This window comes from Mycobacterium sp. 48b (assembly GCF_048282725.1).
Classification (GTDB): domain Bacteria; phylum Actinomycetota; class Actinomycetes; order Mycobacteriales; family Mycobacteriaceae; genus Mycobacterium.
The window spans coordinates 6,683,271-6,707,005 of sequence record NZ_JBLVUL010000001.1; the positions used below are offsets into that span (position 1 = coordinate 6,683,271).

General features: G+C 66.2%; 24 protein-coding genes and 1 pseudogene. 14 read left to right on the top strand and 11 right to left on the bottom strand.

Annotated features, from left to right (window positions below; genetic code table 11):
• The first annotated feature begins 9 nt into the window (after positions 1 to 9).
• Genes ACNQR1_RS32765 through ACNQR1_RS32775 form a run of 3 tightly spaced genes read left to right on the top strand, consistent with a single transcriptional unit; the run spans position 10 to position 2,301 of the window.
• Entirely contained in the window at positions 10 to 501 is a 492-nt protein-coding gene (locus ACNQR1_RS32765; protein WP_418049680.1) for a polyketide cyclase, read from the top strand.
• The gene (locus tag ACNQR1_RS32770) at positions 498 to 1,361 is read left to right on the top strand and encodes an SDR family oxidoreductase (protein ID WP_418049681.1); all 864 of its coding nucleotides are present in this window, start codon (positions 498 to 500) and stop codon (positions 1,359 to 1,361) included. The genes ACNQR1_RS32765 and ACNQR1_RS32770 overlap by 4 nt, the downstream gene beginning before the upstream one ends.
• 1 nt (position 1,362) lies before the next feature.
• On the top strand, positions 1,363 to 2,301 hold the full coding sequence (locus tag ACNQR1_RS32775; protein WP_418049682.1) for an alpha/beta hydrolase: 939 nt from the start codon (positions 1,363 to 1,365) through the stop codon (positions 2,299 to 2,301).
• 33 nt (positions 2,302 to 2,334) lie between these two features.
• Here ACNQR1_RS32775 and ACNQR1_RS32780 read toward each other — a convergent pair whose 3' ends face one another.
• Positions 2,335 to 3,207, bottom strand: a complete 873-nt coding sequence (locus tag ACNQR1_RS32780; protein WP_418049683.1) for an alpha/beta fold hydrolase — start codon at positions 3,205 to 3,207, stop codon at positions 2,335 to 2,337.
• A gap of 67 nt (positions 3,208 to 3,274) precedes the next feature.
• On the opposite strand from ACNQR1_RS32780, the gene ACNQR1_RS32785 reads away from it, so the two are divergent.
• Positions 3,275 to 3,892, top strand: coding sequence for a TetR/AcrR family transcriptional regulator (locus tag ACNQR1_RS32785; protein WP_418049684.1), 618 nt, complete (start codon positions 3,275 to 3,277; stop codon positions 3,890 to 3,892).
• A 36-nt stretch (positions 3,893 to 3,928) separates the two neighbouring features.
• Here ACNQR1_RS32785 and ACNQR1_RS32790 read toward each other — a convergent pair whose 3' ends face one another.
• The gene (locus tag ACNQR1_RS32790) at positions 3,929 to 4,819 is read right to left on the bottom strand and encodes an LLM class flavin-dependent oxidoreductase (RefSeq protein ID WP_418049685.1); all 891 of its coding nucleotides are present in this window, start codon (positions 4,817 to 4,819) and stop codon (positions 3,929 to 3,931) included.
• A gap of 153 nt (positions 4,820 to 4,972) precedes the next feature.
• Between ACNQR1_RS32790 and ACNQR1_RS32795 the strand changes: the two genes are divergently transcribed.
• The 5 genes and pseudogenes from ACNQR1_RS32795 (at position 4,973) to ACNQR1_RS32815 (ending at position 8,629) form a co-directional block, all read left to right on the top strand.
• Positions 4,973 to 5,572, top strand: coding sequence for a TetR-like C-terminal domain-containing protein (locus ACNQR1_RS32795; protein WP_418049686.1), 600 nt, complete (start codon positions 4,973 to 4,975; stop codon positions 5,570 to 5,572).
• A 130-nt stretch (positions 5,573 to 5,702) separates the two neighbouring features.
• Complete coding sequence (locus ACNQR1_RS32800) at positions 5,703 to 6,779, top strand: hypothetical protein (protein ID WP_418049687.1); 1,077 nt, start codon at positions 5,703 to 5,705, stop codon at positions 6,777 to 6,779.
• Positions 6,780 to 6,797: 18 nt separating this feature from the next.
• Complete coding sequence (locus tag ACNQR1_RS32805) at positions 6,798 to 7,580, top strand: SDR family NAD(P)-dependent oxidoreductase (protein ID WP_418049688.1); 783 nt, start codon at positions 6,798 to 6,800, stop codon at positions 7,578 to 7,580.
• A 95-nt stretch (positions 7,581 to 7,675) separates the two neighbouring features.
• Positions 7,676 to 8,043, top strand: a pseudogene (locus ACNQR1_RS32810) (nuclear transport factor 2 family protein).
• 28 nt (positions 8,044 to 8,071) lie between these two features.
• Entirely contained in the window at positions 8,072 to 8,629 is a 558-nt protein-coding gene (locus tag ACNQR1_RS32815; protein WP_418049689.1) for a TetR family transcriptional regulator, read from the top strand.
• 17 nt (positions 8,630 to 8,646) lie between these two features.
• Here ACNQR1_RS32815 and ACNQR1_RS32820 read toward each other — a convergent pair whose 3' ends face one another.
• On the bottom strand, positions 8,647 to 8,925 hold the full coding sequence (locus ACNQR1_RS32820) for a ferredoxin (protein WP_418049690.1): 279 nt from the start codon (positions 8,923 to 8,925) through the stop codon (positions 8,647 to 8,649).
• A 2-nt stretch (positions 8,926 to 8,927) separates the two neighbouring features.
• Positions 8,928 to 10,073, bottom strand: a complete 1,146-nt coding sequence (locus tag ACNQR1_RS32825; RefSeq protein WP_418049691.1) for a Rieske 2Fe-2S domain-containing protein — start codon at positions 10,071 to 10,073, stop codon at positions 8,928 to 8,930.
• A 102-nt stretch (positions 10,074 to 10,175) separates the two neighbouring features.
• On the opposite strand from ACNQR1_RS32825, the gene ACNQR1_RS32830 reads away from it, so the two are divergent.
• On the top strand, positions 10,176 to 11,879 hold the full coding sequence (locus ACNQR1_RS32830; RefSeq protein WP_418049692.1) for a 3-ketosteroid-delta-1-dehydrogenase: 1,704 nt from the start codon (positions 10,176 to 10,178) through the stop codon (positions 11,877 to 11,879).
• Positions 11,880 to 11,896: 17 nt separating this feature from the next.
• On the opposite strand, the gene ACNQR1_RS32835 is transcribed toward ACNQR1_RS32830, so the two are convergent.
• A complete protein-coding gene (locus ACNQR1_RS32835) occupies positions 11,897 to 12,571 on the bottom strand; it encodes a PadR family transcriptional regulator (RefSeq protein WP_418049693.1) in 675 nt (224 codons plus the stop codon).
• A gap of 125 nt (positions 12,572 to 12,696) precedes the next feature.
• On the opposite strand from ACNQR1_RS32835, the gene ACNQR1_RS32840 reads away from it, so the two are divergent.
• Genes ACNQR1_RS32840 through ACNQR1_RS32850 form a run of 3 tightly spaced genes read left to right on the top strand, consistent with a single transcriptional unit; the run spans position 12,697 to position 15,082 of the window.
• Positions 12,697 to 13,221 (top strand): flavin reductase family protein, encoded by a 525-nt coding sequence (locus ACNQR1_RS32840; RefSeq protein ID WP_418049694.1) that lies wholly within the window; start codon positions 12,697 to 12,699, stop codon positions 13,219 to 13,221.
• 4 nt (positions 13,222 to 13,225) lie between these two features.
• Complete coding sequence (locus ACNQR1_RS32845) at positions 13,226 to 13,828, top strand: PaaI family thioesterase (protein ID WP_418049695.1); 603 nt, start codon at positions 13,226 to 13,228, stop codon at positions 13,826 to 13,828.
• Between the two features lie 24 nt (positions 13,829 to 13,852).
• Complete coding sequence (locus ACNQR1_RS32850; protein WP_418049696.1) at positions 13,853 to 15,082, top strand: APC family permease; 1,230 nt, start codon at positions 13,853 to 13,855, stop codon at positions 15,080 to 15,082.
• A 12-nt stretch (positions 15,083 to 15,094) separates the two neighbouring features.
• Here ACNQR1_RS32850 and ACNQR1_RS32855 read toward each other — a convergent pair whose 3' ends face one another.
• Positions 15,095 to 16,777 carry a SulP family inorganic anion transporter gene (locus ACNQR1_RS32855; protein WP_418050593.1) on the bottom strand — a complete coding sequence of 561 codons (1,683 nt, stop codon included), beginning with the start codon at positions 16,775 to 16,777 and terminating at the stop codon, positions 15,095 to 15,097.
• A gap of 56 nt (positions 16,778 to 16,833) precedes the next feature.
• Here ACNQR1_RS32855 and ACNQR1_RS32860 point away from each other — a divergent pair, with 56 nt between their 5' ends.
• Complete coding sequence (locus tag ACNQR1_RS32860) at positions 16,834 to 18,108, top strand: uracil-xanthine permease family protein (RefSeq protein ID WP_418049697.1); 1,275 nt, start codon at positions 16,834 to 16,836, stop codon at positions 18,106 to 18,108.
• On the opposite strand, the gene ACNQR1_RS32865 is transcribed toward ACNQR1_RS32860, so the two are convergent.
• The 5 genes from ACNQR1_RS32865 to ACNQR1_RS32885 all read right to left on the bottom strand — a co-directional run bounded on the left by ACNQR1_RS32865 (position 18,089) and on the right by ACNQR1_RS32885 (position 23,701).
• Positions 18,089 to 19,114, bottom strand: coding sequence for an NAD(P)/FAD-dependent oxidoreductase (locus tag ACNQR1_RS32865; RefSeq protein ID WP_418049698.1), 1,026 nt, complete (start codon positions 19,112 to 19,114; stop codon positions 18,089 to 18,091). The two genes, ACNQR1_RS32860 and ACNQR1_RS32865, sit on opposite strands and share 20 nt — an antisense overlap.
• A complete protein-coding gene (locus tag ACNQR1_RS32870) occupies positions 19,111 to 19,620 on the bottom strand; it encodes an isoprenylcysteine carboxyl methyltransferase family protein (RefSeq protein WP_418049699.1) in 510 nt (169 codons plus the stop codon). Before ACNQR1_RS32870 ends, ACNQR1_RS32865 begins: the two co-directional genes overlap by 4 nt.
• A complete protein-coding gene (locus tag ACNQR1_RS32875; RefSeq protein ID WP_418049700.1) occupies positions 19,620 to 20,687 on the bottom strand; it encodes a type III polyketide synthase in 1,068 nt (355 codons plus the stop codon). The genes ACNQR1_RS32870 and ACNQR1_RS32875 overlap by 1 nt, the downstream gene beginning before the upstream one ends.
• Before the next feature lie 78 nt (positions 20,688 to 20,765).
• On the bottom strand, positions 20,766 to 22,199 hold the full coding sequence (locus tag ACNQR1_RS32880) for a M28 family metallopeptidase (RefSeq protein ID WP_418049701.1): 1,434 nt from the start codon (positions 22,197 to 22,199) through the stop codon (positions 20,766 to 20,768).
• Entirely contained in the window at positions 22,196 to 23,701 is a 1,506-nt protein-coding gene (locus ACNQR1_RS32885; protein WP_418049702.1) for a M28 family metallopeptidase, read from the bottom strand. Before ACNQR1_RS32885 ends, ACNQR1_RS32880 begins: the two co-directional genes overlap by 4 nt.
• Positions 23,702 to 23,735: the final 34 nt, after the last annotated feature.

Sequence of the window (23,735 nt, forward strand, 5' to 3'; positions counted from 1 at the left end):
ACTGCCGGCATGAGCAACCAGATCGCCCTGTCCGATGTCCAAGAGTTCATCTCCGGTTTCTGGTACCACTACGACCAGGGTCACTTCGATGAGGTGGGCATCCGCCTCGCCGACGAGATGGAGTACCTGAGCCGCTCGGACTCCGGTGCCTGCCCGTTCGAGCACCTTCTGGCCGCAGAACTGCGCGGTAGGGCCGAGACCTTGGCCTGGCTCATCGAGCACCGCAACGAGAACCCCTACCCGTGCCGTCATCACGCGACCAACGTGTTCCGCACCGGAGTCGACGGCGAGGTCACCAACGTCCGCTTCTATCTGTTCGTCAACCAGATCACCAACAACGTGCCGTTCGCGGTGTCCAGTGGGGTCGTCGATGCCGGGATCCGGCAGTCGGAAGACGGTCTGGTCTTCACCTCGCTGAATGTCGTGCTCGACGCCGAGGACTCGGTCCCGTTCGCCGAGCACACCGCCAAGGCCGTGGCCGCCGGCGCCCCTTCCGCGTGAACGCCGCAGAGTTCTTCGGGGGCGGAGTCGCCGTCATCACGGGTGCCGGCGCCGGAATCGGTGCCGGCCTCGCGCGGCATGCCAGCCGGTTGGGCATGACGGTGGTGCTGGTCGACATCAACGCCGATGCCGTCGCGGATCTGCGCGACGAGATTATGGCCGCCGGCGGGATGGCGACCGACGTGGAGTGCGATGTGCGTGATGCCGCTGCGGTGCAAGCGATGGCAGACGACGTCTACCGCGAACTCGGACCGGTACGCCTGCTGGTGAACAACGCAGGCATCGAGCAGTTCGGATATCTGTGGGACACCCCGGTCGACAACTGGCAACGCGTCGTCGACATCAACATCAGCGGAGTGTTCCACGGCGTCAAGGCATTCCTGCCGAAGATGATGGCCACCGACGCACCTGCCTGGGTATGGAACCTGTCCTCGATCGGCGGTGTGGCCGTTGTCCCGCTGCAGGCGCCCTACATCATGAGCAAGCATGCTGTTCTGGCCCTGACCGAATGCCTGCACCTGGAAGTGCAGTCCGCCGGCCATGACCATCATGTGCACGTGCAGGCGGTGCTACCGGGCGCCGTGGTATCCAACATCTTCGAATCGGCAGGCGGAGTCCAGTCCGGCGATGCCGGCGCGGCCGAAGGACAGCGCGCCGCCATGCTCGACATCAAGGCCGAGGCGATGGATCCGCTGGCCGCGGCCGAGGTGGTGTTCGAGCAGGCCGCCGAAGGCCGGTTCTATCTGCTCACCCAACCCGACTACGTCGGCTCGGCGATGGCCGAGCGGGCCCGGGTGTTGAGCAACCAGGAGGCTCCCCGCTTACGGACCGAGCGCCGTTTCGACCCGGCCCAGAGCTGAAATGACCTATCCACCAATGGATCCCGATGCCGCCGCCCGAGTGGCCTCGTTCGGCGAGGTCGCTCCCATGCGGGCCCGCGGCCTACAGGCCGTGCGGGCCGGCCTCGAATCGGCACCGCTGCCCGAGATGCCGGCCATGGCGGGCATCGAAGACCTGACGGCCACGGGCCCGGCCGGTCCGATACCGCTACGCCTCTATCGACCCAGCCCCGAGCCCGGGCTGCCAGTACTCGTGTACCTACATGGCGGCGGGCTCGTGATGGGTTCCAATCGTTCGTTCGAGCCGCTCGCGCGCGAACTGGCACACGCCAGCGGCGCCGCGGTGGCGGCGGTCGAGTACCGACTGGCACCGGAATCGCCGTCACCGGCCCAATTCGACGACTCCTACGCGGCCACCAAATGGGTTGCCGCCCATGCCGACGAACTGAACCTCGATGCAAGGCGACTGGCGGTCGTCGGCGACAGCGCCGGCGGATCGCTGGCTGCCGCAGTGACATTGGCGGCCCGTGATCACGGCGGCCCGCGAATCTGCGCCCAGGCGTTACTGTATCCCGGCCTGGATCGGGACATGGGTGCGACGTCCATCACCGCCATGCCCGACGCCCCACTGCTGCGGCATGAGGACATTGTCTACATGCACGAACTGGTCGACCGTGGCGGAGCACCGCGAGACCCGTATCAGGTCCCGGCGTATGCGACCGACCTTCGTGACCTGCCGCCGGCCATCGTGGTGACCGGGGAGTGCGACCCGATCCGTGATTGGGGCGAGCGCTACGCCGGGCGTCTACGCGATGCGGGCGTGCAGACCACCGTCACGCGCTATCCCGGTATGTACCACGGCTTTCTGATGCGCTCGGACACCACCGCGCGGGGACGGTTGGCCCTGGCGGAGATCGGCGCGTTACTGCGGGCGAAGTTCGCGCATCCCTTGGGATTCTGAGGGTCTCCCCGTTCGGGGTTCGCCTTCGCGGTATCAGGTCAGCGAGTCCTGCTGCCGGAGGTGTTCGAGGACCCGGCTGCGGACAGGTTCGACGTCGGCCAGGAGACCGTGCCCCGCACCGGGAAGGATCACCGTGTCCGCCCCGGCACGCCGCGCGACTTCCGCTGCCGCCTCCGAATCGTGCACCTGACTCGCCCCGGCCAGGGCGACGAGGGTCGGGACCGGCAGGTGCGTCAGCCCGTCCAGCAGGTGCGGATGAACGATCGGCGAGGCCGGGAAGTGCGCGGCTCCGTGCGCGAGCAGGTCAAGGTAAACCTCCAGATGGGCCGGCCCGCTGCCGCGAGCGCCCGGTGCCAGCATCGCGCGAGCATCCTCGAAAGTCGGGTGCGGGTCGCGGTTCCGGCCAAGCTCCTCGAACTCAGGGCTGAGACCGGCGAAGGCCAAGGGCGGATCGAGCAGGACCAGCCGCCGCACCCGTTCGGGATGGGCGAGCGCGAACCGGAGCGCGAGGTGCCCACCCAGGGACTGGCCGCACAGGTCAGCGGCGGGTAACTCGAGCAGATCGAGAGTTTCCGCCAGCCAGTCCACGAGATCTTCCATGCTGGTCAAGGCTGCGCCGGTGTGTCGACTGCGGCCCGGCTCGCCCATGGTGTCCACGGCCCGCACGTGATGCTCCTCGGCCAGCGAACCGACTACCGGATACCACATTCCGGACGTGCCGCTGTATCCGTGGAGCAGGACCAGCGACGGCGCTGCGGTCGGGCCCGCGGACGTGACCCGTGTCGTCCCATACCGTCCCGGAAGATCGACCGTCTCGGCCGGCACCGGCCAATTGGCCATCACCGCGTCGTAGGCCGCGAAATATGCTGCCTCCAGCTCGGGGTCGTTCCTCGGTCGCCTGGCCATTCGCACCGCCCCTTTCCAAGTCATATGTATTAAGTCAGATGTATGGTAATAACGAAAGGGGGTGCGCGTGCCGAAACAGGTCGACCACCGAGAACGCCGTGAAACCATCGCACGCGCGCTGTGGCGGGTAGTGGAACAACAAGGCTGGTCCCGGGCGACGATGCGCGAGGTCGCCGGCGCGGCGGGCGTCTCCCTCGGCCAGGTCCAGCACTACTTCGCATCCCGGACAGCGATGCTCGAATTCGCGATGGAGTTCGCTTCCGAACAGACCTCGCAGCGCGTGGCCCAAAGCCTCGAGCGTCTCGGCTCACCCCCGCACCCCCGAGACGCACTGCGCGTGATCCTCATAGAGATGCTGCCCCTGCACGCAGACGCCCGCGCCACCAGCCGTATGAGTGCCGCCTACACCCTCGAGGCGCTGCACGACCCAGAGCTGCATGACCGGGCCCGCCTCGGACTCCGGGACGGCAGAGCACTGACCGAACGCCTGATCAGGCAGGCAATTGCCGACGGCCACATCCCGCCGGATCGCGATCCGGTCATCGAGACCAACCTTCTGCTCGCGCTGACCGGGTTCACCCCGCTTCTCGACCTCGGCGTCATCGATCCCGACGCCGCGTCGGCCGCTATCGATTACTACCTCGACAGACTCTTCGACGGCACATCGCACAGTCCCAGCCAGTGAGCTTGCGGAAGGCCCTCGGAACCCCTTGCGGCGGGATCAGATACCGAGTACCTCTCGCGCCCGGTCTATTTCGTCGGGGTCGGCGGTCGTCGGGACGAGCCTGAGCTCATCGAGACCCGCTTGGCGTGCGCCGTTCACGGCTGCGAGGAGCCCGGATGCTCCACAATTCAACGTCCCTGCGGTCGGGGCGGTGAGGAAGGAGGACTCAGCTCCGGTGAGGTCGACATCTTGGTTCCAGAAATCCTTTACATGCTCCCCGAGCTGGTTCTCCGGGTCCGGACCGAGCGCGAACCAGATCGGTGCGGAGAAATGCGGCCGGTCCGTCCTTCCCGCCACCCGCCAGGCCTCCATGACGCGCTCACGCTGCGCAGCCAACGCGTCGGCGTCGAAATGGAGTGAGTGCGCCGGGTCGCTCACGCCGTCAGCCCACTGCGCGGCGCGCGCGAGCGCCTTGGGACCGACGACTCCGGCGACGAGCGGGATGCCCCCAACCTGCACGGGCTGCGGCCCTACGGGATGGTGTCCTTCGATGGGAGGGTCTTGGGCCCACACTCTGCGCATCGCCGCTACGGCCTCGTCCATACGTTGACGCTTCCGGTCGAGTGCACTGCCGACCGCGAGGTAGTCCTCATCCCATGCGCCGATGCCCACTCCGAGCGTCAGGCGCCCCCCGGACAGGACATCGACGGTCGCCAGGTCCTTTGCGAACAGGACCGGGTCCCGCATCGGGAGCGCAACGACATCCGTCCAGAGCCGCACGCGCTCGGTCATCGCTGCCGCGGCGGCGAGTTGCGGGAGGACCGACCAGCTATCGGGGTAGAGCACCCGCTCGTAGGTGACGAGGCCGTCCCACGGCCCTTCGTCGATCTTGCGGTACCACGCAAGCTCCGTCTCGCGCCCGTGAGGGAAGAGGGTCGGAAGACCCATGCTGATGTGCATTTGGGAGTACGTCCCTTTCCGAGGGGTTCCGGCGACCACCGCAGGGGTTATTTGAACAGAATGTCGCGTTAACGCCTTCCAGTTGGACCGCTCAGTGGGAGGCGATGATTCACGACCGGCCTGCCGTAGTAGACCGGTCGCATGGGTGTCCCGGATTCAGCAGCCAAGCCACGGGTCCGGCCCGGAGGGCGGAGCGAGCAGGTCCGGGTATCGGTGATGCGCGCGTGCCTGGAACTGTTGACCGAAGGCAAGGTCGAACTGCCGATCGCCGAGGTCGCCGATCGGTCGGGCATCAACCGCGGCACCATCTATCGCTGGTGGCCGACCTCGACCGAGTTGCTCAACGATGCCCTTGCCTTCCACGCTCGTCATCGCACCGATGCTCCGGACACCGGAGCGTGGGAGAGCGATGTCCGCTCCCTGGTCACCGAGCTCGCCTCGCTTGCAGCCGATCCCGTCGAGCGCGGGATCATGGCCACGATGATCTCGGGTCGGTACCCGTCACTGAACGACACGATGATGGGTTGGTACCGAAACGACCTCCCACACTGGTTCACGATGATCGGACGAGCCGTCGAACGCGGCGAAGTGAGCCCTGATGAGGATCCCGCCATCCTGCTCCAGATGATGCTGGCGCCGGCCGTGTCCGTCTCACTCTTAGAAAGGCGAGCGCTGACACACGAGGAGATCGACGGTCTCGTGACGTTGATCTGCCGCGCGACGACATCTGCGCGCAGCTGAGCAAACGGCCGCTACGTACCGGTGCAGCTTCGAACTGGTGTCCCGATCAGTGGTCACCTCCGCGTTCGAAAATTCGCAGTGGCTCCAGACTCGAGCGAGCGATACCGCTGAAAGCCTTTAGGAGACAAGAATGCTGACCGACGACCGACGGATGGACCTGTCCGACATCCTGCGTCCTGTCGCCCCGCCGCGCGAGCTCACCGATATCTACACCGAAGACCAGAAGCGCAGACTGCTCGACGTCGTACATACCCAGGGCCCTTGGAAGCTCATCATCGCCCAGCACTTCGCCTCGGCTGACGAGTTGATGGCCACCATGAGCGGCGCTTTCCCTGAAGGATTCACCCCGTCACTGGACCTGTTCCTCACGCCGACGTTCCGCGGTTACCTGGCCAACTACGGCACCGTTCTGTACCCCGAGCTGCATGACTGCTTCTACAACGCCGGTTTCATCGAGCAGGCCAAGAGCTACTGGAACGCGGAGTACGCCAAGCCGGAAATCATGCTGTTCAACATCAACGGGCCGTGTGCCAACCGCGATCCCGGCCACCTGGACTCCCCCAGCTTCCGGGGAGTCCGCCACGAGAACGCCCCGACCTGGCTGTGCAGCGTGATGGGCAAGTCCGGCCTGTTCACCGACTACCTGATCAAGATGGCCCAGGTGATCACCTGGTTCTCCCTCGACGAAGGTTCGGGCTTCACCTACTGGCCTGAGGGTCCGCTCAAGCCGCCTGCCCGGGTGCTGCCGCCGATCAACAACCGCGGCGTCGTCGTGCAGAACGAGATGATGGTGCACCGCGGGGAAGCCAATGGCCCATTGGAGCAACAGGTTCCGGCCGGCCTGGCGTTCGACACCGTGTTCACCGGCGACCCGGCAGACCGCGACCAGTGGCTGCTGAAGAACGGCGAAGATGTCATTGCCCGCCACCACACCGACGAGCTGAGGTTCCTCGTCCACTGGTCTGCTGAGGTGTTCTCCGACTACGAAGAACTCAAGAAGAACATGGACGGCTCGGACGACATCACGATCGAACGCGCCATCGGAATGATGGTCGACGATCTCAAGGGCAAGGGCATCAAGCTCGACGTACCTGCCGAGCCGTTGCACGACCCGGCGTTCATCGCTGCGCTCAACGCCGCCTACGACCTCGGTGGGCCCAGCAGCTATCCGGAAGAGGCTCCGATCTCCGCCTTTCAACTCGCCTGATCCGAAAGGGAATAACTGATGGAACGCCTCATAGATCGCCGTGTCATCGTCACCGGCGCCGGCTCCGGGATCGGCGCGGCCACCGTCGCTCGTCTGCTCGACGAAGGCGCAACCGTGGTGGCCTATGACATCTCCGCCGACGGTCTGGCCTCGACGGCTGCAGCCGCCGAAGATGCCGGCACCGTCAAGCGGCTCACCACGGCCGTCCTCGACATATCGCGCGAGGAGGACGTGATCGCCGCTGTGTCGGCGGCGGTGGCCGAACTGGGTGGACTTGAGGTGCTGGTCAATGTGGCTGCGATGCAAACCTGTTCGCACACCCACGAGACCAGCCTCGAAGAATGGAACCGCACGCTGGCGGTGAACCTCACCGGCACCTTCCTCATGACGCGCCAGGCGCTCCCTGCTCTGCTCGAATCGGGACGAGGCGTCGTCGTGAACTTCACCTCGACAGCGGCGACGTTCGCGCACCCGTACATGGCGGCGTATGCAGCCAGCAAGGGCGGCATACTCAGCTTCACCCACTCCCTGGCGTTGGAGTACTCCAAGCAAGGGCTGCGTGCGGTGAACATCCAGCCCGGCGGGGTGTCAACGGCCCTGGCCAACAGCACGCTTGACAAGATGCCCGAGGGATACGACCTCGGACTGTGGGCCAAGCAGACCCCGCTGCTGCACGGCACCGAAAGCGAAATCCTCGGTGATCCAAGTGCTGTCGCTTCGGTCATCGCGATGGTCGCCTCCGATGACGGCGCGTTCATCACCGGCACCGAGATTCGCGTCGACGGCGGCGCGCACGCCTGAGCAATGGAAGGAACACGGGTATGGATTCAGTCGCTCTGAGCGTGATGCGCGACGAGCGAGACATCGAACGGGCGCTGAATCTGTTCGCCCGCGCCATGGACAACCGCGACTGGGCGACGATGGCCGCGATCCTGGCCGAAGACGTCGAAGGAGATTTCGGTACCGGACGTTTGGTGGGCGCTACCGCGATCATCGACATGATTCGCGGGTTCCTCGGCAGTTGTGGCCCTACCCAACATCTGTTGGGAACATCATCATCGATGTCGTGGGCGACACCGCCACGAGCAAGGCTTACATCCGCGACGTCCACCTGAATTCTGCCGGCGACCCGTCCACCCGTTTCTACACGCTGGGCGACTATCACGACACCTGGCGGCGGGACGCCGATGGTTCTTGGCGTATCACCGAACGCATCAAGGCCAACCGCGCGTATGTGGGTCCACTGGAAATCTTTGGCAACTAATTCCGATCTATGTGCTGAGGAGTCGGCAGTGTTGCACAGCCTCGTGCGGAACGCGCGACGTGAACGGATCATCTCCGCCGCAGCCGAACTGGCCCGTCACGGCTATGACGCATGCCTGATCCGTTCAGTCGCCTCCGCCGCAGGTGTGTCTGCCAGCACTGTGTACCAATACTTTCCGTCCAAAGACGACCTGCTGCTCGGGTGTTTCTACGAGTGGCTGTGGGATTTCGAAACCGAGCATGGTTACGGCACCAGGGATTCGGATCCGTTTCAGCGTCTGCTGCACGCGGCCCTGAAACTCACCGAAAAGCTCACCTCGTCACCACTTCTGGCGGAGGCCATGATCAGGCCCTACCTCTACGCTGACGGCACCGCTGCGGCCCAGGCAGACATAGTGCGCGGGCAGGTAGTCCGGATCTTCGTCAGCGCTTTCGGAGACCGACAATTGACGTCGCGCCATATGGATGTAGCCGAGTTGCTCTCCGACGTCTGGATCACCAACATCACCGCATTCACTCAGCAGCGCATCGCATCGGGCGAACTGTCAGAACGGATCGCCCGTACCGTCGGCCTCTTGAAGGGGTAGCCGACGGTTTCCGGGCTTCACGACGTCTCGTCGACGACCCGCAACGCTCCCGAACGCACGGCGTCGACGATGGACCCGCCCAAGGCCGAGCAGGCCAGGAACAGGCCTCGCGCACCGCTGTCGGCCAACTGCGCTGCGGTACAACGTTCTTCACAACGATCCAGCGCAGCCCTGGTCCACTGAACGCTGGTCTGGTTCCAGCTGCTCTTGCGCACCTCGACGCCGGAACCGCAGCGTGCGCAGGTCACCGGCGCCATCGGTGCGTCGTCGAGACGATTGTCCGGGCGGACGGCCATCCTCACCCCACGGACCCGGAGGTGGCAGTGCGGGCAGCCAGATTGGCTTCCACTTCCTTCATCCAGGCCTCGTACGGCCGGGTGGTGTCCAGCTCGAATTCGAAGCGGTCCACCATGTCCGGCGCGACGTCCGCCGCATCGACATAGAACTGCTCATACCAGCGCCGCAGCTGGTACACCGGGCCGTCCTCTTCCACGAGCAGCGGATTGTCGATCCGCGTCTTGTTGCGCCAGATCTCGACGTCCTGCTCGAATCCCATCTTGACGAAGTCGCCGAGTGCGATAGCGGTCTCCATGGCGAGTTCCTCCGGCATGGCCGCATTCTTCTCCACCACGATGCCGTATTGCAGCACAAAAGAATTGGCATCGATCGGATAGTGGCAGTTGATCAGGACCGTGCGCTGATCGAACTCCTGGTAGTGATAGGTCAGATCGTCGATCATGAACGATGGGCCGTGGTAGGCGGCCAGCGAGGTGGTCCCGAGCAGCTTGGACCCCTCGGGGTCCCCGATATCCGGCCGGCCGGCACTCTTCATGTACTGAGTCGCGACTTGACCTTCGAAAATGTTCTTGAAGTGCGTGGGAAGCGAACCGTGGATGTAGAAGAAATGCGCCATATCGACGACGTTGTCGATGATCTCGCGGCAGTTTGTCTTGACGACCGTGGTGTACCAGTGCCATTCGGTCCACCCGTCGCTGGTGGCCCCCTCGATGCGCGGAATCGTCACATCCGCCGGCGGCGGCTTGCGCTCGGGGTCATTCCAGACGAACAGCATGCCGTCCTGCTCCAGCGTGGGCCAGGCCGCGGTTCTCGCCAATCGCGGAGTGCGCTTGCTATAGGGCACCATCTTGCAGCGGCCGTCGCCGCCCCAGCGCCAGTCGTGAAACGGGCAAGCGATTTCATTGCCCTTCACCGTCCCCTGCGAGAGGTCTCCGCCCATGTGCCGGCAGTATCCGTCGAGCACGTTGATGGCGCCGTCCTGACCGCGGAACACCACCAGCTTCTGTCCGAAGGCGTTGATCTGGTGAGGCTTTCCATCACCGAAATCGCGGACCAGCCCCAGGCAGTGCCAACCGCGGGCGAATCTGGTGGGAACCGAGCCGGCCTCGATCAACCGAATTTCGTCGGTAGCTGCGTGCGTCGTCATGGCCCCATTGAACTGCGGTAACGGACCGGCGGGAAGGTCAGTGTTCCGCTCAACAGGAGATCAGAATCAACTTTGCCGGTTGTCGCCCTATCGTCTCCGGTCGTGACCGCCACCAGCCACAAGACCATTCCCGCCGGACTGACCGTTGCCGCCACCGACGTCGACCTTCTCGTCGTCGGATCCGGAACCGGCCTCGCCGCGGCCCTGGCAGCCCGCGAGCAGGGGTTGTCCGTTCTCGTCGTCGAGAAGTCGTCCTACGTAGGGGGTTCGACAGCCCGTTCGGGTGGTGCCCTCTGGCTGCCGTCGAGCCCGGTGATCGAGGACTGCGGTGGCAACGATCCTGCGTCTCGGGCACACACGTACCTGGAGTCAGTGGTCGGGGATTCCGCGCCTCGAGAGCGCTCCGCCGCATACCTCGACAACCTGCCGGCCACGGTCGACATGTTGCGCCGAACCACACCCATGAAGCTGTTCTGGGCCAAGGAGTACTCCGACTATCACCCCGAGGCACCCGGTGGATCGGCGGCGGGGCGCACCTGCGAATGCCGCCCGCTCGACACAGCCGTGCTCGGCGAATACCTGGCCGACCTACGGCCCGGGGTCATGGAAGTCAAGATTCCGATGCCGACCACCGGTGCCGACTACCGCTGGCTGAACCTGATGAGCCGGGTGCCACGAAAAGGGCTGCCCACCATCGCCAAACGACTTGCACAGGGCATCGGCGGACTCGCCATCGGTAGGCGTTACGCCGCCGGTGGTCAGGCCTTGGCCGCCGGATTGTTCGCCGGGGCGATCCGGGCCGGCATTCCGATCTGGCTCGAAACCTCACTGACCGAGCTGGTGACCGACGGAGACCGAGTGACGGGGGCCGTCGTCGAGCATGGCGACAATACCTTCACCGTCACCGCCCGGCGCGGCGTCGTACTCGCCGCCGGCGGTTTCGATCACGACATGAAGATGCGGCGCAAGTTCCAATCCGACTCTCTCGGAGACAATCTCAGCCTCGGTGCCGAATCCAACACCGGAGACGCCATCCGACTGGGACAGGACGTCGGCGCCGACATCGCCTTGATGGATCAATCATGGTGGTTCCCGGCGGTGGCGCCACTTCCCGGAGCAGCTCCTGCGGTGATGCTCGCCGAGCGGTCGCTGCCCGGATCGTTCATCGTCGACCAGGACGGTCATCGGTTTGCGAACGAATCGGCCGATTACATGAGCTTCGGGCAACGCGTCCTGGAACGGGAAGCTTCGGGAACCCCGGTCGAGAGCATGTGGATCGTCTTCGATCAGCAGTACCGCAACAGCTACGTCTTTGCCGCCGAACTGTTTCCGCGCATGCCGATCCCTCAGGCGTGGTATGACGCTGGAATTGCGGTCCGGGCAGACAATTTCACCGAGCTGGCCGCCAAGATGCGGGTGCCAGAAGACAGCTTCTCGGCCACCGTCAGGCGGTTCAACGAGAACTCGTTCGCCGGTGAGGATCCCGACTTCGAACGCGGCCGCAGTGCATACGATCGTTACTACGGCGATCCCACGATCACGCCGAACCCGAATCTGCGTCCGCTGGTCAAGGGCCCGTTCTACGCGATCAAGATGGTGCTCAGCGACCTGGGTACGTGCGGCGGTCTACGAGCCGACGACCGTGCCCGAGTGCTTCGCGAGGACGGCACCGTCATCGGCGGGCTCTATGCGATCGGCAACACCGCTGCCAACGCATTCGGCAACACCTATCCCGGTGCCGGCGCGACCATCGCACAGGGGTTGGTCTACGGCTACATCGCTGCCCGCGACGCTGCGGGAAGGTAAGCGCGACGGGCGGAAGGTCAGTCTGTGTCTTCTATGTCTTCGGCGTCGGCTTTCCTCTCGATCTCGTACCAGTACGCAGGATCTGGCCACGGGATCTTCGCGCCTTCACCGACTTTCGGGAAGTTTGCCTCGGCTTCGTCGAGGTCTTTGATCAGTTGCAGCGTCAGTTCCCGCTCGGACGCGTAGTAGCGATCCGCCCAATCCAACGCGATCTTGGCGTATGCCCACGCCGGATCGGCTGCGGACCAGCGGGCCTCCTTGGCGGCGTCGCGTTGCATCCCATCCACATAGGCAAGATGCTCCTGGAGCATCTGCTTCAGGGTGGCGGGATCACTCAGGTGGCCCATCGTCACCCGCATCAGCGCCGGGTGCTTCAACGACGGCGGATCCGGCGGTGTGTCCCGGGCCCACCGGGTGACGGCATCCAGGCCGGACTGCGTGATCTTGTAGAGGCGGCGGTTTCGCGTACCGGTGCCGTCCACCCGCGAGGTCAGGTAACCCATCTTTTCCAGCTTCTTCAGATCGGAATAGATCTGGCTGAAAGCGGGGCTGCCGTGATAGAAGCGCATACTCCAGCCGAGCCACTTGCGGATGTCGTAGCCGGAGAGTTCCTGCTCGTATGACAGCAACCCGAGCAGCGCCCAGCTGTTCGCGGCCAGCGCCGGCTTGGCTGTCTGCTCGGACTCTTCCATGGTGCAAGGGTAACAATCGAGGTCACGATGCTTGTCCGGCCGAACCACTGACCGGGAGACACCGTTGCCGACGGTGAAGGACTGGCCGATTCTTGGTGGACAGACCACACGAGGGACGGAGACCGATGAGCCTCGAGTACGCCGCGACAGCGGACGCCACGCATCCGCGGCCGGGACCCCAGGACATGCGCGCAGTGCTCGGGCATTTCTGCACCGGCATCGCCGTCATCACCGGTCATGACGGGCAGCGACCGCTCGGTTTCACCTGTCAGTCCGTCACATCGGTGTCACTGGATCCGCCCTATGTCTCGTTCTGCCCGTCCCGCTCCTCCTCGACATGGCCGCTGATCCGGGCCACCGGCCGGATGTGTGTCAACATCCTGGCCAGCCATCAGGAAGCGGTATGTGCACAGTTCGCCCGCAGCAGCGCGGACAAGTTCGCCGGAATCGCCTGGAGCCCCGCGGCGAACGGAGCGCCGCGACTGCACGACACACTGGCCACCATCGAAGCCGACCTTGAATACGAGCACGGGGCGGGCGATCACACCATCGTGGTCGCCCATGTCACCAGTCTGCAGGCCCACATCGGGCAGCCTCTGCTGTTCTATCGCGGTGATTACGAGACCCTGGCTGCGCGGCGAGCGGAGTGACGGCTTGTCTGTGAACGGCGAAACCGAGGTCCCACAAGCGCTTTACGAGTCACTCACGGGATCTGTCCGTCGACTCGTCGATGCGACCATCCGCAGCCGGGCCGATCTCCGGGCTGTCACGTCCGCGAAAGCGAAAATCGATGCGGCGGCCGATGAACTCAGCCAGTCGCTGATCCCTGGTTCGTTCGGTGTCCAACAACCCGTCGACGGCCAGTCGCTCGCGTGGGGGAACGCAGTCATCGGACTCCGCAATGCGTTGGCTCCGCCTTTGGTGGTCCACCATGAATCCGATGGACGAGTCTGGGCCGATGTCACGCTGGGCGCGGCCTACGAAGGACCCGCCGGTCACGTGCACGGCGGGATCTGCGCCCTTCTACTCGACCACGTCCTCGGCGCCACCGCACACCAGCCGGGGCGACCCGCGGTGACGGGAACACTCACACTGCGCTACGAGGCCGGCACCCGACTCGGCGACGTTCATGCCGAGGCGCACATCGACCGGGTGGAAGGTGTGAAGACCTTCGCCGTCGGCCACCTCTCCACCTCGGACGGCGTCACCGTCCGCGCTGAAGGGGTCTTCTTTCATCCTCTCCGGCCTACCCGATAGCCGGCACGGAACTAGGATCGCCGGGTGACCACGCCCGGCGGGCTGCAGCGCAGGCTCGGAACCACTGACGCCGTCGTGATCGGCCTGGGGTCCATGGTGGGAGCGGGCATTTTCGCCGCCCTGGCCCCCGCGGCGGCCGCCGCCGGAACCGGACTGCTCATCGGCCTCGCCGTTGCCGCCGTCGTCGCGTACTGCAATGCGACATCCTCGGCCCGACTGGCCGCGCGCTACCCGCAATCGGGCGGCACCTATGTGTACGGGCGCGAACGACTCGGCGAGTTCTGGGGATACACGGCCGGGTGGAGTTTCATCGTCGGCAAGACCGCGTCGTGCGCGGCGATGGCATTAACGGTCGGGGTATATGTGTGGCCGCAGTGGGCCCATGCCGTAGGGGTCGCCGCGGTGATTGCCCTGACCGCGGTGAACTACGCCGGAATCCAGAAGTCGGCACTGCTGACCCGCGTCATCGTCGCGTGCGTGCTGGCGGTGCTGGCAGCGGTGGTGGTGATCATCGCCGGTTCCGGCGCGGCAGACCCTGCCCACCTGGGGATCGGCGACGACGTTGGTGTCGGTGGGGTGCTGCAGGCCGCCGGGCTGCTGTTCTTCGCGTTCGCCGGATACGCCCGGATCGCCACACTCGGCGAAGAGGTCCGCGACCCGGCCCGCACCATTCCCCGCGCGATCCCGATCGCACTGGGCATCGCGCTGGTGATCTACGCCGTGGTGGCGGTCGCCGTGCTGGCGGTGCTCGGCGGCCCCGGCCTGGCGGAAGCACCCGCGCCGCTGGCCGACGCGGTCGCCGCAGCGGGCTCGCCGCAGTGGCAGCCGGTGGTGCGCGCGGGGGCGGCGGTCGCGGCACTGGGCTCCCTGCTGGCCCTGATCCTCGGGGTATCGCGCACGACGCTGGCGATGGCCCGCGACCATCACCTGCCGCATGCACTGGCCGCCGTGCACCCGCGGTTCGCCGTCCCGCACCGGGCCGAGATGCTGGTCGGAATTGTCGTGGCCATCCTGGCCGCCGTGGTGGATCTACGTGGAGCGATAGGGTTTTCGTCGTTCGCGGTGCTGCTGTACTACGCGATCGCGAACGTGTCGGCATACACATTGGAGCCGCTCGTCCGTCGTCGCGTGATCCCGGCCGTCGGCCTCGTCGGCTGCCTGGTGCTGGCGTTCTCGCTGCCGTTGAGTTCGGTACTCGCCGGGCTGGCTGTAGTTGCCGTGGGCGCGGCGATCTACGGCGTTCGCCGGCGCTGATGGGCCCGGTGCTCAACGGTTGCGGAACGCCTCCACCGCCGTCGGCAGGGTGGGGAATATCCGATCCGTACCGACGCGCTCGAGAAAACCCGCCGCCACCAGGTCGTCGCGCAGATCGGCCTTGACCCGGGCCATCGCGAACACGATGCCCCGTGCGGTCAGCTCACGGCGCAACTGCTCCAGCGCGTCGACAGCGGTGAGGTCCGGGTCGACGTTGGCCTCGGCGTTGTAGACGAACCATTCGACCTTGCCCGGGGCGTTTTCCACCGCGGCAAATGCGCGCTCTCGGAAATCCTCGGCGTTGGCGAAGAACAGCGGGGCGTCGTAGCGGTAGACAACCAGCCCCGGCACCACCTCGGCATCCGGATAGTCGTCGACGTCGTGCATCCCCGCGACCCCGGGGACATAGCCGAGCACGCTGTCGTGCGGGCGGGCGATCCGCCGCAGGGCGTCCATGAGCGACAGCGCGATAGCCACCAGCACCCCGTAGAGCACGCCGAGACCCAGTACGGCGACCGTGGTTGCCACCGCCAGGACCAGCTCGCTGCGCCGGAAGCGCGCCAGCCGCCGGAACTCTGCCACGTCGATCAGCCGCAACGCGGCATAGACCACGAGGGCACCGAGCGCAGCCATCGGGAAGTTCTCCAGCAGATCACGGCCGGCCAGCATGACCAGCAACACCGTCAAGAGCATCACGAGCGAATAGAGCTGGGTACGGCTGCCCACAGCGTCGCCGAGGGCGGTACGACTGCCACTGGAACTCACCGGAAAGCCCTGTGTAACACCGGTGGTCAGGTTGCAGACCCCCAGCGCCCGCAGCTCGGCGTTGGCGTCGATGGCCTCACCCTTACGGGCTGCGAAAGTACGGGCCGTCAGGGCATTGTCGGAGAACGCCACGACCGCGACACCGACGGCCGGAATCACCAGAGCGGTCAGGTCGGAAACCGACATCGGCGGCAGAACGGGATGCGGCAAGCCGGCCGGGATGCCGTTCACCACCCGGATCCCCTTGTCTTCCAAGGAGAACAGCCACACCACCGCGGTCGCCGCCAGCACCGCGGCCAGCGGGCCGGGGAACCGCGGCGAGATCCGGAACAACACCAGCAGCAGCACCAGCATCGTGGCCGACAGCGCGACGGTCGGAATGTGCACCGACTCCAGGCCTGTGACGAAAGAGCGCATCTGATCGATGAACTCGTCGCCGCTGACCTCGATGCCGCTGACCTTGCCGAGCTGGCCGCTGATCATGATGACGGCCACGCCGGTCATGTAGCCGACCAGGACCGGGCGGGACAGCAGGTCGGCCAGGAAACCGAGCCGACACAGCCCGGCCACCAGGCAGATCGCCCCCACCAGCAGTGCCAGTACCGCCGACAGCGCCGCGTAGCGCGCCGGGTCACCGATGACCAACGGAGCCAGCGCCGAGGCGGTCATCAGGGCCGTGGTGGATTCCGGCCCGACCGACAGTTGCCGCGATGAACCCAGCAGCGCGTAGACCGCCATCGGGACCAGTGCGGCCCACAGCCCCGCGACCGGCGGCAGGCCTGCCACGGTCGCATAGGCCATCACCTGCGGCACCAGGTAGGCCGCGACCGTCACCCCGGCCAGGACGTCGCCACGCAGCCAGGGCCGCCGGTAGCCGGTGAACTGCGCCAGTCCGGGGACCCAGCGCGCCAGGTTCGTCGTCATCACGATTGATTCTTGCCGCAGTCCGCGTGCGCGGCAGCCGATCATGGTGTGTAGTCACACTCGTGATTCCGCTGAGTTGGAAGTACGTCGAGACGCGCACCGATGACGACTTCGTCGTCAACCCCGGGGAACGGCTCAATTGGTCGAGCACCATCGGCATCGGGGCCCAGCATGTGGTGGCCATGTTCGGCGCCACATTCCTGGTCCCGGTGCTCACCGGCTTTCCGCCCGCCACCACGCTGCTGTTCTCCGGCGTTGGCACCATTCTGTTCCTGCTCATCACCGGCAACCGGTTGCCGAGCTACCTGGGGTCGAGTTTCTCGGTGATCGCCCCGGTCACCGCGGCGGTCGCATCGCACGGAACCGGAAGCGCGCTGGGCGGTTTGATCGCGGTCGGGGTGTTGTTGATCCTCATCGGAGCGGTGGTGCACCTGGTCGGCACCCACTGGATCGACCTGGCCCTACCGCCGGTGGTGACGGGCGCGATCGTCGCACTGATCGGCTTCAACCTCGCACCGGCCGCCAAGGCCAATTTCGAGAAGGGCCCCTTGGTCGGTCTGGTGACGTTGGTGTTGCTCGTCGCCACCCTGGCGTTCTTCAAGGGATTGATCGGCAGGCTGGCCATCTTCGGCGCGGTCCTGGTCGGGTATCTGCTGGCGCTGGTCCTCGGCGAGGTGGACACCGCGGCGATCGCCGCGGCACCGTGGCTGGGGCTGCCCGAGTTCCACACCCCGACGTTCAACCTGGCGGTTCTGCCGCTGTTCCTGCCCGCGGTGATCGCACTGGTCGCCGAGAACATCGGGCACGTCAAGTCGGTGGGGCAGATGACCGGCACCGATCTCGATCCGATGATCGGCCGTGCGCTGGCCGCCGACGGCGTGGCCACCGTGCTGGCCGGTGCCGGGGGCGGCTCGGCCACCACCACCTACGCCGAGAACATCGGGGTGATGGCGGCCACCCGGGTCTACTCGACCGCGGCGTACTGGGTTGCCGCGATAGTGGCGATCGCATTGTCGCTGTGCCCCAAGGTCGGAGCGGCGATCTCGGCGATCCCGCCGGGAGTGCTGGGCGGCGCGACGATCGTGCTCTACGGCCTGGTCGGCATCCTGGGCGTGCGGATCTGGCTCACCAATCACGTCGACTTCTCCAAGCCGGTCAACCAGATGACCGCCGCCATTCCGCTGATCATCGGGATCGCCGACTTCACCTGGCAGCTCGGCTCTCTGACGTTCACCGGGATCGCGCTGGGCTCCATCGCCGCACTGCTGGTCTTTCACAGCATGAGATTGTTGGAGTACCTGGGGAACCTGGCACAACCTAGGAGCCGAGAGCGTTGACCACACGGGCGAACACCGAGGGCAGCGCCGCCGACGCCGGGGTGATACACGCCCGCACCGGGCCAAAACCGCTGCCGTGCAACAGGGCTGCCGTCAGCAACCGGTAGCGGCGCGTCATCGCTCGCCACTGCCGGTCGTAGTCACCCGGCCGGTCCGCCCGCACACACCCCACCAGGAGTTCGGCCGCGCCGAAAGCCAGGCCCATCCCCTCCCCAGTGAGGGCATCGACGTATCCCGCCGCGTCGCCGACCAGCAACACCCGGCCCGCGCTGCGGTTGCGGACCTTCTGCCGCAACGGCCCGGCGGCCCGGTCGTGCCCGTGCTCGAGGCCGTGAATCCGCTCGGCCAGCAACGGGAATGCCGCCAGGTGCTCGTCGAAGCCGCCGCGCACCGAGGTGAGGATCGCTACCCCGACACAGTTGTCACCGACCGGCGTCACGTACGCCTCCGAGTCAGGTCCCCAGTACACCTCGACGCAATCCGACCACGGGGCGATCTGGACGTGACGCCGGATTCCCCAGCGACGGCGCCTGGCCTCACCACCACTGAGCCCGAGCGAGCGGCGGATCGGCGAATGCAGGCCATCCGCAGCCGCGAGGTAGCGAGCCCGAAAACCCGCCGCGCTCACCGACGTCGAGTCCTGGGTCACCGGACCCACCTCTCCCTGGACCACCCGGACCCCGGCATCCGACGCGGCCTGAGACAGTGCGGCGTGCAGAACGGTACGACGCACTCCGCGCCCGGCCCCCGCGCGGAACCTGGCCTCGGCGGTGCGGTGCCCGTCCAGATAGCGGATGCCGAAAAAGGCCCTGTAATTCCCTCCATTTATCTCCGCACCCAGACGTTGCAGCTGCCGGACCGAGTGGGGCATCAACCCTTCACCGCAAGCCTTGTCGATCGGCCCCTGGCGACGTTCCACCACCACGGTCTCCAGCCCGGCACGCGCTGCGTACACCGCGGTTGCCAGCCCCGCCGGGCCGCCACCTGCGACGAGCAAGTCGATCACGTCAAGCCTTGCAGCGCTTCGTTTTCCACCCGGATCCGGGTTCGCAGCAGCGCGGCGTTGGCCAGTGTGAACACCAGGGCGGTAATCCATGCGCCGCCGGCCAGCGGCAACGCGGCCCCCTCGGTGACCACGGCCACGTAGTTCGGATGCGGCAGCACCCGGTACGGCCCGTCGACCACGCGCTCTGCGCCAGGCACCACCACCACCCTGGTATTCCACTGCCTACCCAGCGTGGTGATGCACCACCACCGCAGCGCCTGGGCCGCGAGTACGACCATCACCATGATCCGGCCGAGCACCGGCGATGGCCGGCGCCGGCGCGCCTCCACCACCGCACCCACCAGCAGCGCGCTGTGCAGCGCCACCATGACCGGATAGTGGCCGGCCCCGAATTCCTTGCCGCCCTGGGCGATACTCCACTTCAGGTTCCGTTTGGACACCACCAGTTCGAGGATCCGCTCGGCGGCGACGATGGCGATCAGCGCGGTGAATCTCTTGACCGTCATCAGCGCCAGCGCAGCAGTACGAGTTCCGAGCAGAAGCCCGGCCCCATGGCCATCATCACCCCGGGGGTTTCCGACTCCGGCCGTTTGCGGATGGTGTCCCGCAGCACGTGCAGCACCGAGGATGACGACAGGTTGCCGACATCGGCGAGCGACTGCCAGGTCAGATCCAGTGCATCTTTGGGCAATCCGAGCGTTTCGATGATCGCCTCGATCACCTTCGGCCCTCCGGGATGGCTCACCCAGGCGGATACGTCGTCGACCGAAAGTCCGTGATCGCCCAGGAACCCGGTGACGTCGTCACCCAGGTAGCGCCCCACGAAGCTCGGGACCTCGGCGCTCAGCACGATCTCGAAGCCGTCCGAGCCGATGTCCCAACCCATGGCGTGCAACGAATCCGGATACAGATGGCTGCGTGAGTCCAGCACGTCGGGTCCGGTCGGGTTGAGCTTGCGGGCCCGCTGTTCACCGACCGCGACCACCGCGGCGGCGCCGTCACCGAACAGCGCGCCGGCCACCAGCGTCGGCATCGAGGGATTGTGTTTGCGGGTCAGCGAACACAATTCGACCGAAACCAGCACGGCCACCTTGTCGGGCGCGCCCCGCAGATAGTCGTTGAGCCGCGCGATGCCTGCGGCACCGGCCACACAACCCAGCCCGAAGATCGGGATGCGGCGTACATCGGGCCGCAGGCCGAGCCGCCCGGCGATGCGCGCGTCCAGGGAGGGGACCACGGCGCCGGTAACCGTCGTCGTGACGATCAGGTCGACATCCTCGGGACGCAGACCCGCCTCGTCGAGTGCCCCGGACAGTGCGGCGCAGCCCAGTTCCGTTGCATGCTCGATGAACAGGCTGTTGCTCTCACCGAAATCGTCGAGATCGGCGTACTCCTCGAGCGGGAGCACCAGATACCTGCTGTTCACTTTCGCGCTCTTGTGCAGGGCCCGAACCACATCTTCGACCTCGGCGTATCCCGGTAGTCCGAGCAGGGTGCTGGTGATCTCCTGCTGGGTATATCGATGTGGCGGCAGAACAGCATGGACGCCGGCAATGGTGCTGTGGCTGGGCATTCTCGCGACGTTAATTCCCATACCCGTACCACGGGGGCCTACCCTCGCCGGTTCAACTCTCCCTCGGTCAATCCGCGTTCAGCCACGGTGACGCTCGTCACGTGCCGGCACCCCGTTGGGGCCCTCGATCGACCGGGCGTACGTGCCGACGGTGAACGCGATCGCCGACCCCATGATCCCGAGCGCGTGGGCATCGACGTTGTCGATGGTGTCGCGGGCGGTGTGATAGTTCGGGTCGAAGGCCGCGCCGGCCCGCCCGCCCCACAACCGGGCCTGGACCTCGGTCTTGCGTTGCGACGATCCGGTGGTCGTGCCCCCGATCGGCACGCCCGCCTGCAGGAACGGGTGATAGTCGGTGTTGGCGCTGATCGGCATGTCGGCGGGCCGCGCCCCGGCCAGGTTGAGGTACCCGGCCATGGTCCTCTCGATACCGGCCGATCCTTCGGGTATCGGCTTGGGGTCGGTGGCCTGACCGGACTGGTCGCCGTCATAGGTGAAGAACCCGGCGTTGGGCGAGCCGACCATGTCGAAGTTCAGGTACAGCGCGAGATCGTCGAGCTGGTCCAGCGGCAGGTTCCGCACGTACTGCTTCGACCCGTCCAACCCCATCTCCTCGGCACCCCAGAACGCGAACCGCACCGCGTTGCTCGCCTTCGGCGAACTACCCAGCTGCAGTGCGGTTTCCAGTACGGCCGCCACCCCTGACCCGTTGTCGTTGATGCCGGGGCCGCCACCGATGCTGTCGAGGTGCGCGCCGACCAGCACGACATCGGAGGCCGAGCCGGTCTTGGTCTGCGCGGTCACGTTGCGGGATTTGATCATTTCGGCTTTGCCGTCGAGCGTCAGCCGGACCGGGGCGCTGGTGCGCCGCAGCGCCGCATCTGCGCTTTCGTCGATGATGCCGACCGGCACGGTGAGTTCGCGGTAGTAGCCGGTGGTGAACAGCCCGCCGGGCACGGGCTGGCCGGTGTTGACCACAAGCAGCCCCACGGCCCCCTTGGCCAACGCGGTGTTCTGTTTGACCACAACGGAACAACCGCTGGCATCGACCACCGCGATGGCGCCGGTGATGTTCATCGAGCCGTAGTCGGTGGCCGCGCATCCGGACGGGTTGCCCGGACGCAGCGTGGGCGCGGTGATCCCGTCGGACGCCGTCGTCACCAGCATCGACGCCTGATCCACCTGGTATTTGCTTCCGGACACGGTCAGCGCCGGATTACCCCCGCGCATCGTGCCCATGCGCTCGAACTCCGGGGTCTGCACATCAAAGCCCTTGTCCCGCAGCAGCTGTGCCACATAGTCGACGCTGGCGTCGTACCCGGGGCTACCGACCGCCCGGTTCCCGTCATGACTGTCGGCGATCTCCTGGAGCTTGCGCAGGTGGGTGAACATGGCGTCGACGGTGATCTTGCCCGCCAACTCCTGCGGCTCGACAGCCTTGGGCGATGGCTGCGCCGAGCACCCCGCCAGAGCGACACCCAGCAATAGGACAGCGAGTCGACGCGCCGTCACTGTGCGGTGATCTGGTGGCGCGTACGGTCCGAACGAACCGGTAAACCGTTGCGGCCCCGCTGATCTTGGGCATACAGCCCAACAGCAAATGCGACTCCCTCACCATGTATCTGCAATGCGTCCCGGTTCACGTGGTCAAGGGTATCGGTGCTCTTGTGATAGTTCGGGTCGAACGGTTGATCCGCCTCGCCGGCCCACAATTTGGCTTCCTCGGCGTTCATCTTGTCCTCGGCACCGGAGAACAACCCACCCGACGGAATACCCGCCATGGTGAACCCGTCATAGTCGGATCGACCGTCAAAACTCGTGTCGCGCGGCGTCTTTCCGGCATTCTGCAGATAGGCCGCCAGGGTGCGCTCGATACCCGCAGAACCCTCGGGGACCCGGGGGCGGCCCTGCTCCTCCAGCGGTGCGGACTGGTCACCGTCGTAGGTGAAGTAACCCGCGTTGGGTGAGCCGAGCATGTCGAAGTTCAGATACATGGCAATGTCTTTGAGCTGCTCGGTGTCGAGGGATTCGACGTAGTTGGTCGACCCGAGCAAACCTTCTTCCTCGGCTCCCCAGAACCCGAACCGCACCGCGTTGGCCACCTGGGGCGAATCGCCCAACTGCAGAGCGGTTTCCAGGACCGCGGCGACACCGGAACCGTTGTCGTTGATACCGGGGCCTTCGGGGACGCTGTCGAGGTGGGCGCCGACCATGACCACGTCCGACGTCGAGCCGGTCTTGGTCTGGGCGATGACGTTGCGGGTGCGCTCGACGCGCACCCCCGCGACGAGCTTGATCGTGGCGGGACCGGGCGCGTTCCGCAGCCGGGTGCCCTCGTCCTTCGTCACGCTGACCACCGGGATCTTGACGTCGGTGTTGCGGCCCAGCGTGCCGCCCATCTTCTCGTCGTTGTTGGTGTTGACGACGATCATCGCGACCGCGCCGCGCTCAGCGGCAGCGGCCTCTTTGTCCGCGAACGGGCATGAGCCGCGATCGACCAGCACCACCGCACCTGCCACCGGCAGCCCGTCGTAGTCGGCAGCCTCGCACCCCGGGGTGTCCTCCGTCTTCGCCGGCACCAGCGGCCCCGACACCCCCTCCTGGGCGGTGCCGATGGTGAACTCCAGCGGCTTGGCGGCCACGGGCTGGCCGCCGACGGTGACCTGGGGGTCCTCGGCGAACGGCAGTTTCACCTCGAACTCCGGGGTTTCCACGTCAAACCCCTTATCGCGCAGCGTGTCGGCCACATAATCGACACTCGCGTCGTACCCGGGGCTACCCAGCGCGCGGGTGCCCTTGTTGGCGTCGGCAATGTCCTGCAGCTTGCTCAGATGCCCCATCATCGCGTCGGCCGAGACCCGCTCACGCAACTGGTCCGCGAACTGCACCGCGGCCGGCGAGGAGTCCTGGGACTGCCGCCCGTCCGTCTGGAGTTCGGTCTTTGCATCACAGCCGGCCAGCCCCACGGTCAGCGCAAGCGCGCAGAGAACCGCCCCCGTCGAAGTACGTCGCATTGCACCCACGGTAGCCGGTGGTTCGGGCGACCCG

What these genes read in the sequence shown, in the direction of transcription:
- ACNQR1_RS32840 (WP_418049694.1), top strand. Translation starts at nt 12,697, where the DNA reads ATGAGCCTCGAGTACGCCGCGACAGCGGACGCCACGCATCCGCGGCCG.
- ACNQR1_RS32805 (WP_418049688.1), top strand. Translation starts at nt 6,798, where the DNA reads ATGGAACGCCTCATAGATCGCCGTGTCATCGTCACCGGCGCCGGCTCC.
- ACNQR1_RS32775 (WP_418049682.1), top strand. Translation starts at nt 1,363, where the DNA reads ATGACCTATCCACCAATGGATCCCGATGCCGCCGCCCGAGTGGCCTCG.
- ACNQR1_RS32870 (WP_418049699.1), bottom strand. Translation starts at nt 19,620, where the DNA reads ATGACGGTCAAGAGATTCACCGCGCTGATCGCCATCGTCGCCGCCGAG.
- ACNQR1_RS32885 (WP_418049702.1), bottom strand. Translation starts at nt 23,701, where the DNA reads ATGCGACGTACTTCGACGGGGGCGGTTCTCTGCGCGCTTGCGCTGACC.
- ACNQR1_RS32790 (WP_418049685.1), bottom strand. Translation starts at nt 4,819, where the DNA reads ATGGGTCTTCCGACCCTCTTCCCTCACGGGCGCGAGACGGAGCTTGCG.
- ACNQR1_RS32795 (WP_418049686.1), top strand. Translation starts at nt 4,973, where the DNA reads ATGGGTGTCCCGGATTCAGCAGCCAAGCCACGGGTCCGGCCCGGAGGG.
- ACNQR1_RS32825 (WP_418049691.1), bottom strand. Translation starts at nt 10,073, where the DNA reads ATGACGACGCACGCAGCTACCGACGAAATTCGGTTGATCGAGGCCGGC.
- ACNQR1_RS32800 (WP_418049687.1), top strand. Translation starts at nt 5,703, where the DNA reads ATGCTGACCGACGACCGACGGATGGACCTGTCCGACATCCTGCGTCCT.
- ACNQR1_RS32780 (WP_418049683.1), bottom strand. Translation starts at nt 3,207, where the DNA reads ATGGCCAGGCGACCGAGGAACGACCCCGAGCTGGAGGCAGCATATTTC.
- ACNQR1_RS32820 (WP_418049690.1), bottom strand. Translation starts at nt 8,925, where the DNA reads ATGGCCGTCCGCCCGGACAATCGTCTCGACGACGCACCGATGGCGCCG.
- ACNQR1_RS32835 (WP_418049693.1), bottom strand. Translation starts at nt 12,571, where the DNA reads ATGGAAGAGTCCGAGCAGACAGCCAAGCCGGCGCTGGCCGCGAACAGC.
- ACNQR1_RS32765 (WP_418049680.1), top strand. Translation starts at nt 10, where the DNA reads ATGAGCAACCAGATCGCCCTGTCCGATGTCCAAGAGTTCATCTCCGGT.
- ACNQR1_RS32875 (WP_418049700.1), bottom strand. Translation starts at nt 20,687, where the DNA reads ATGCCCAGCCACAGCACCATTGCCGGCGTCCATGCTGTTCTGCCGCCA.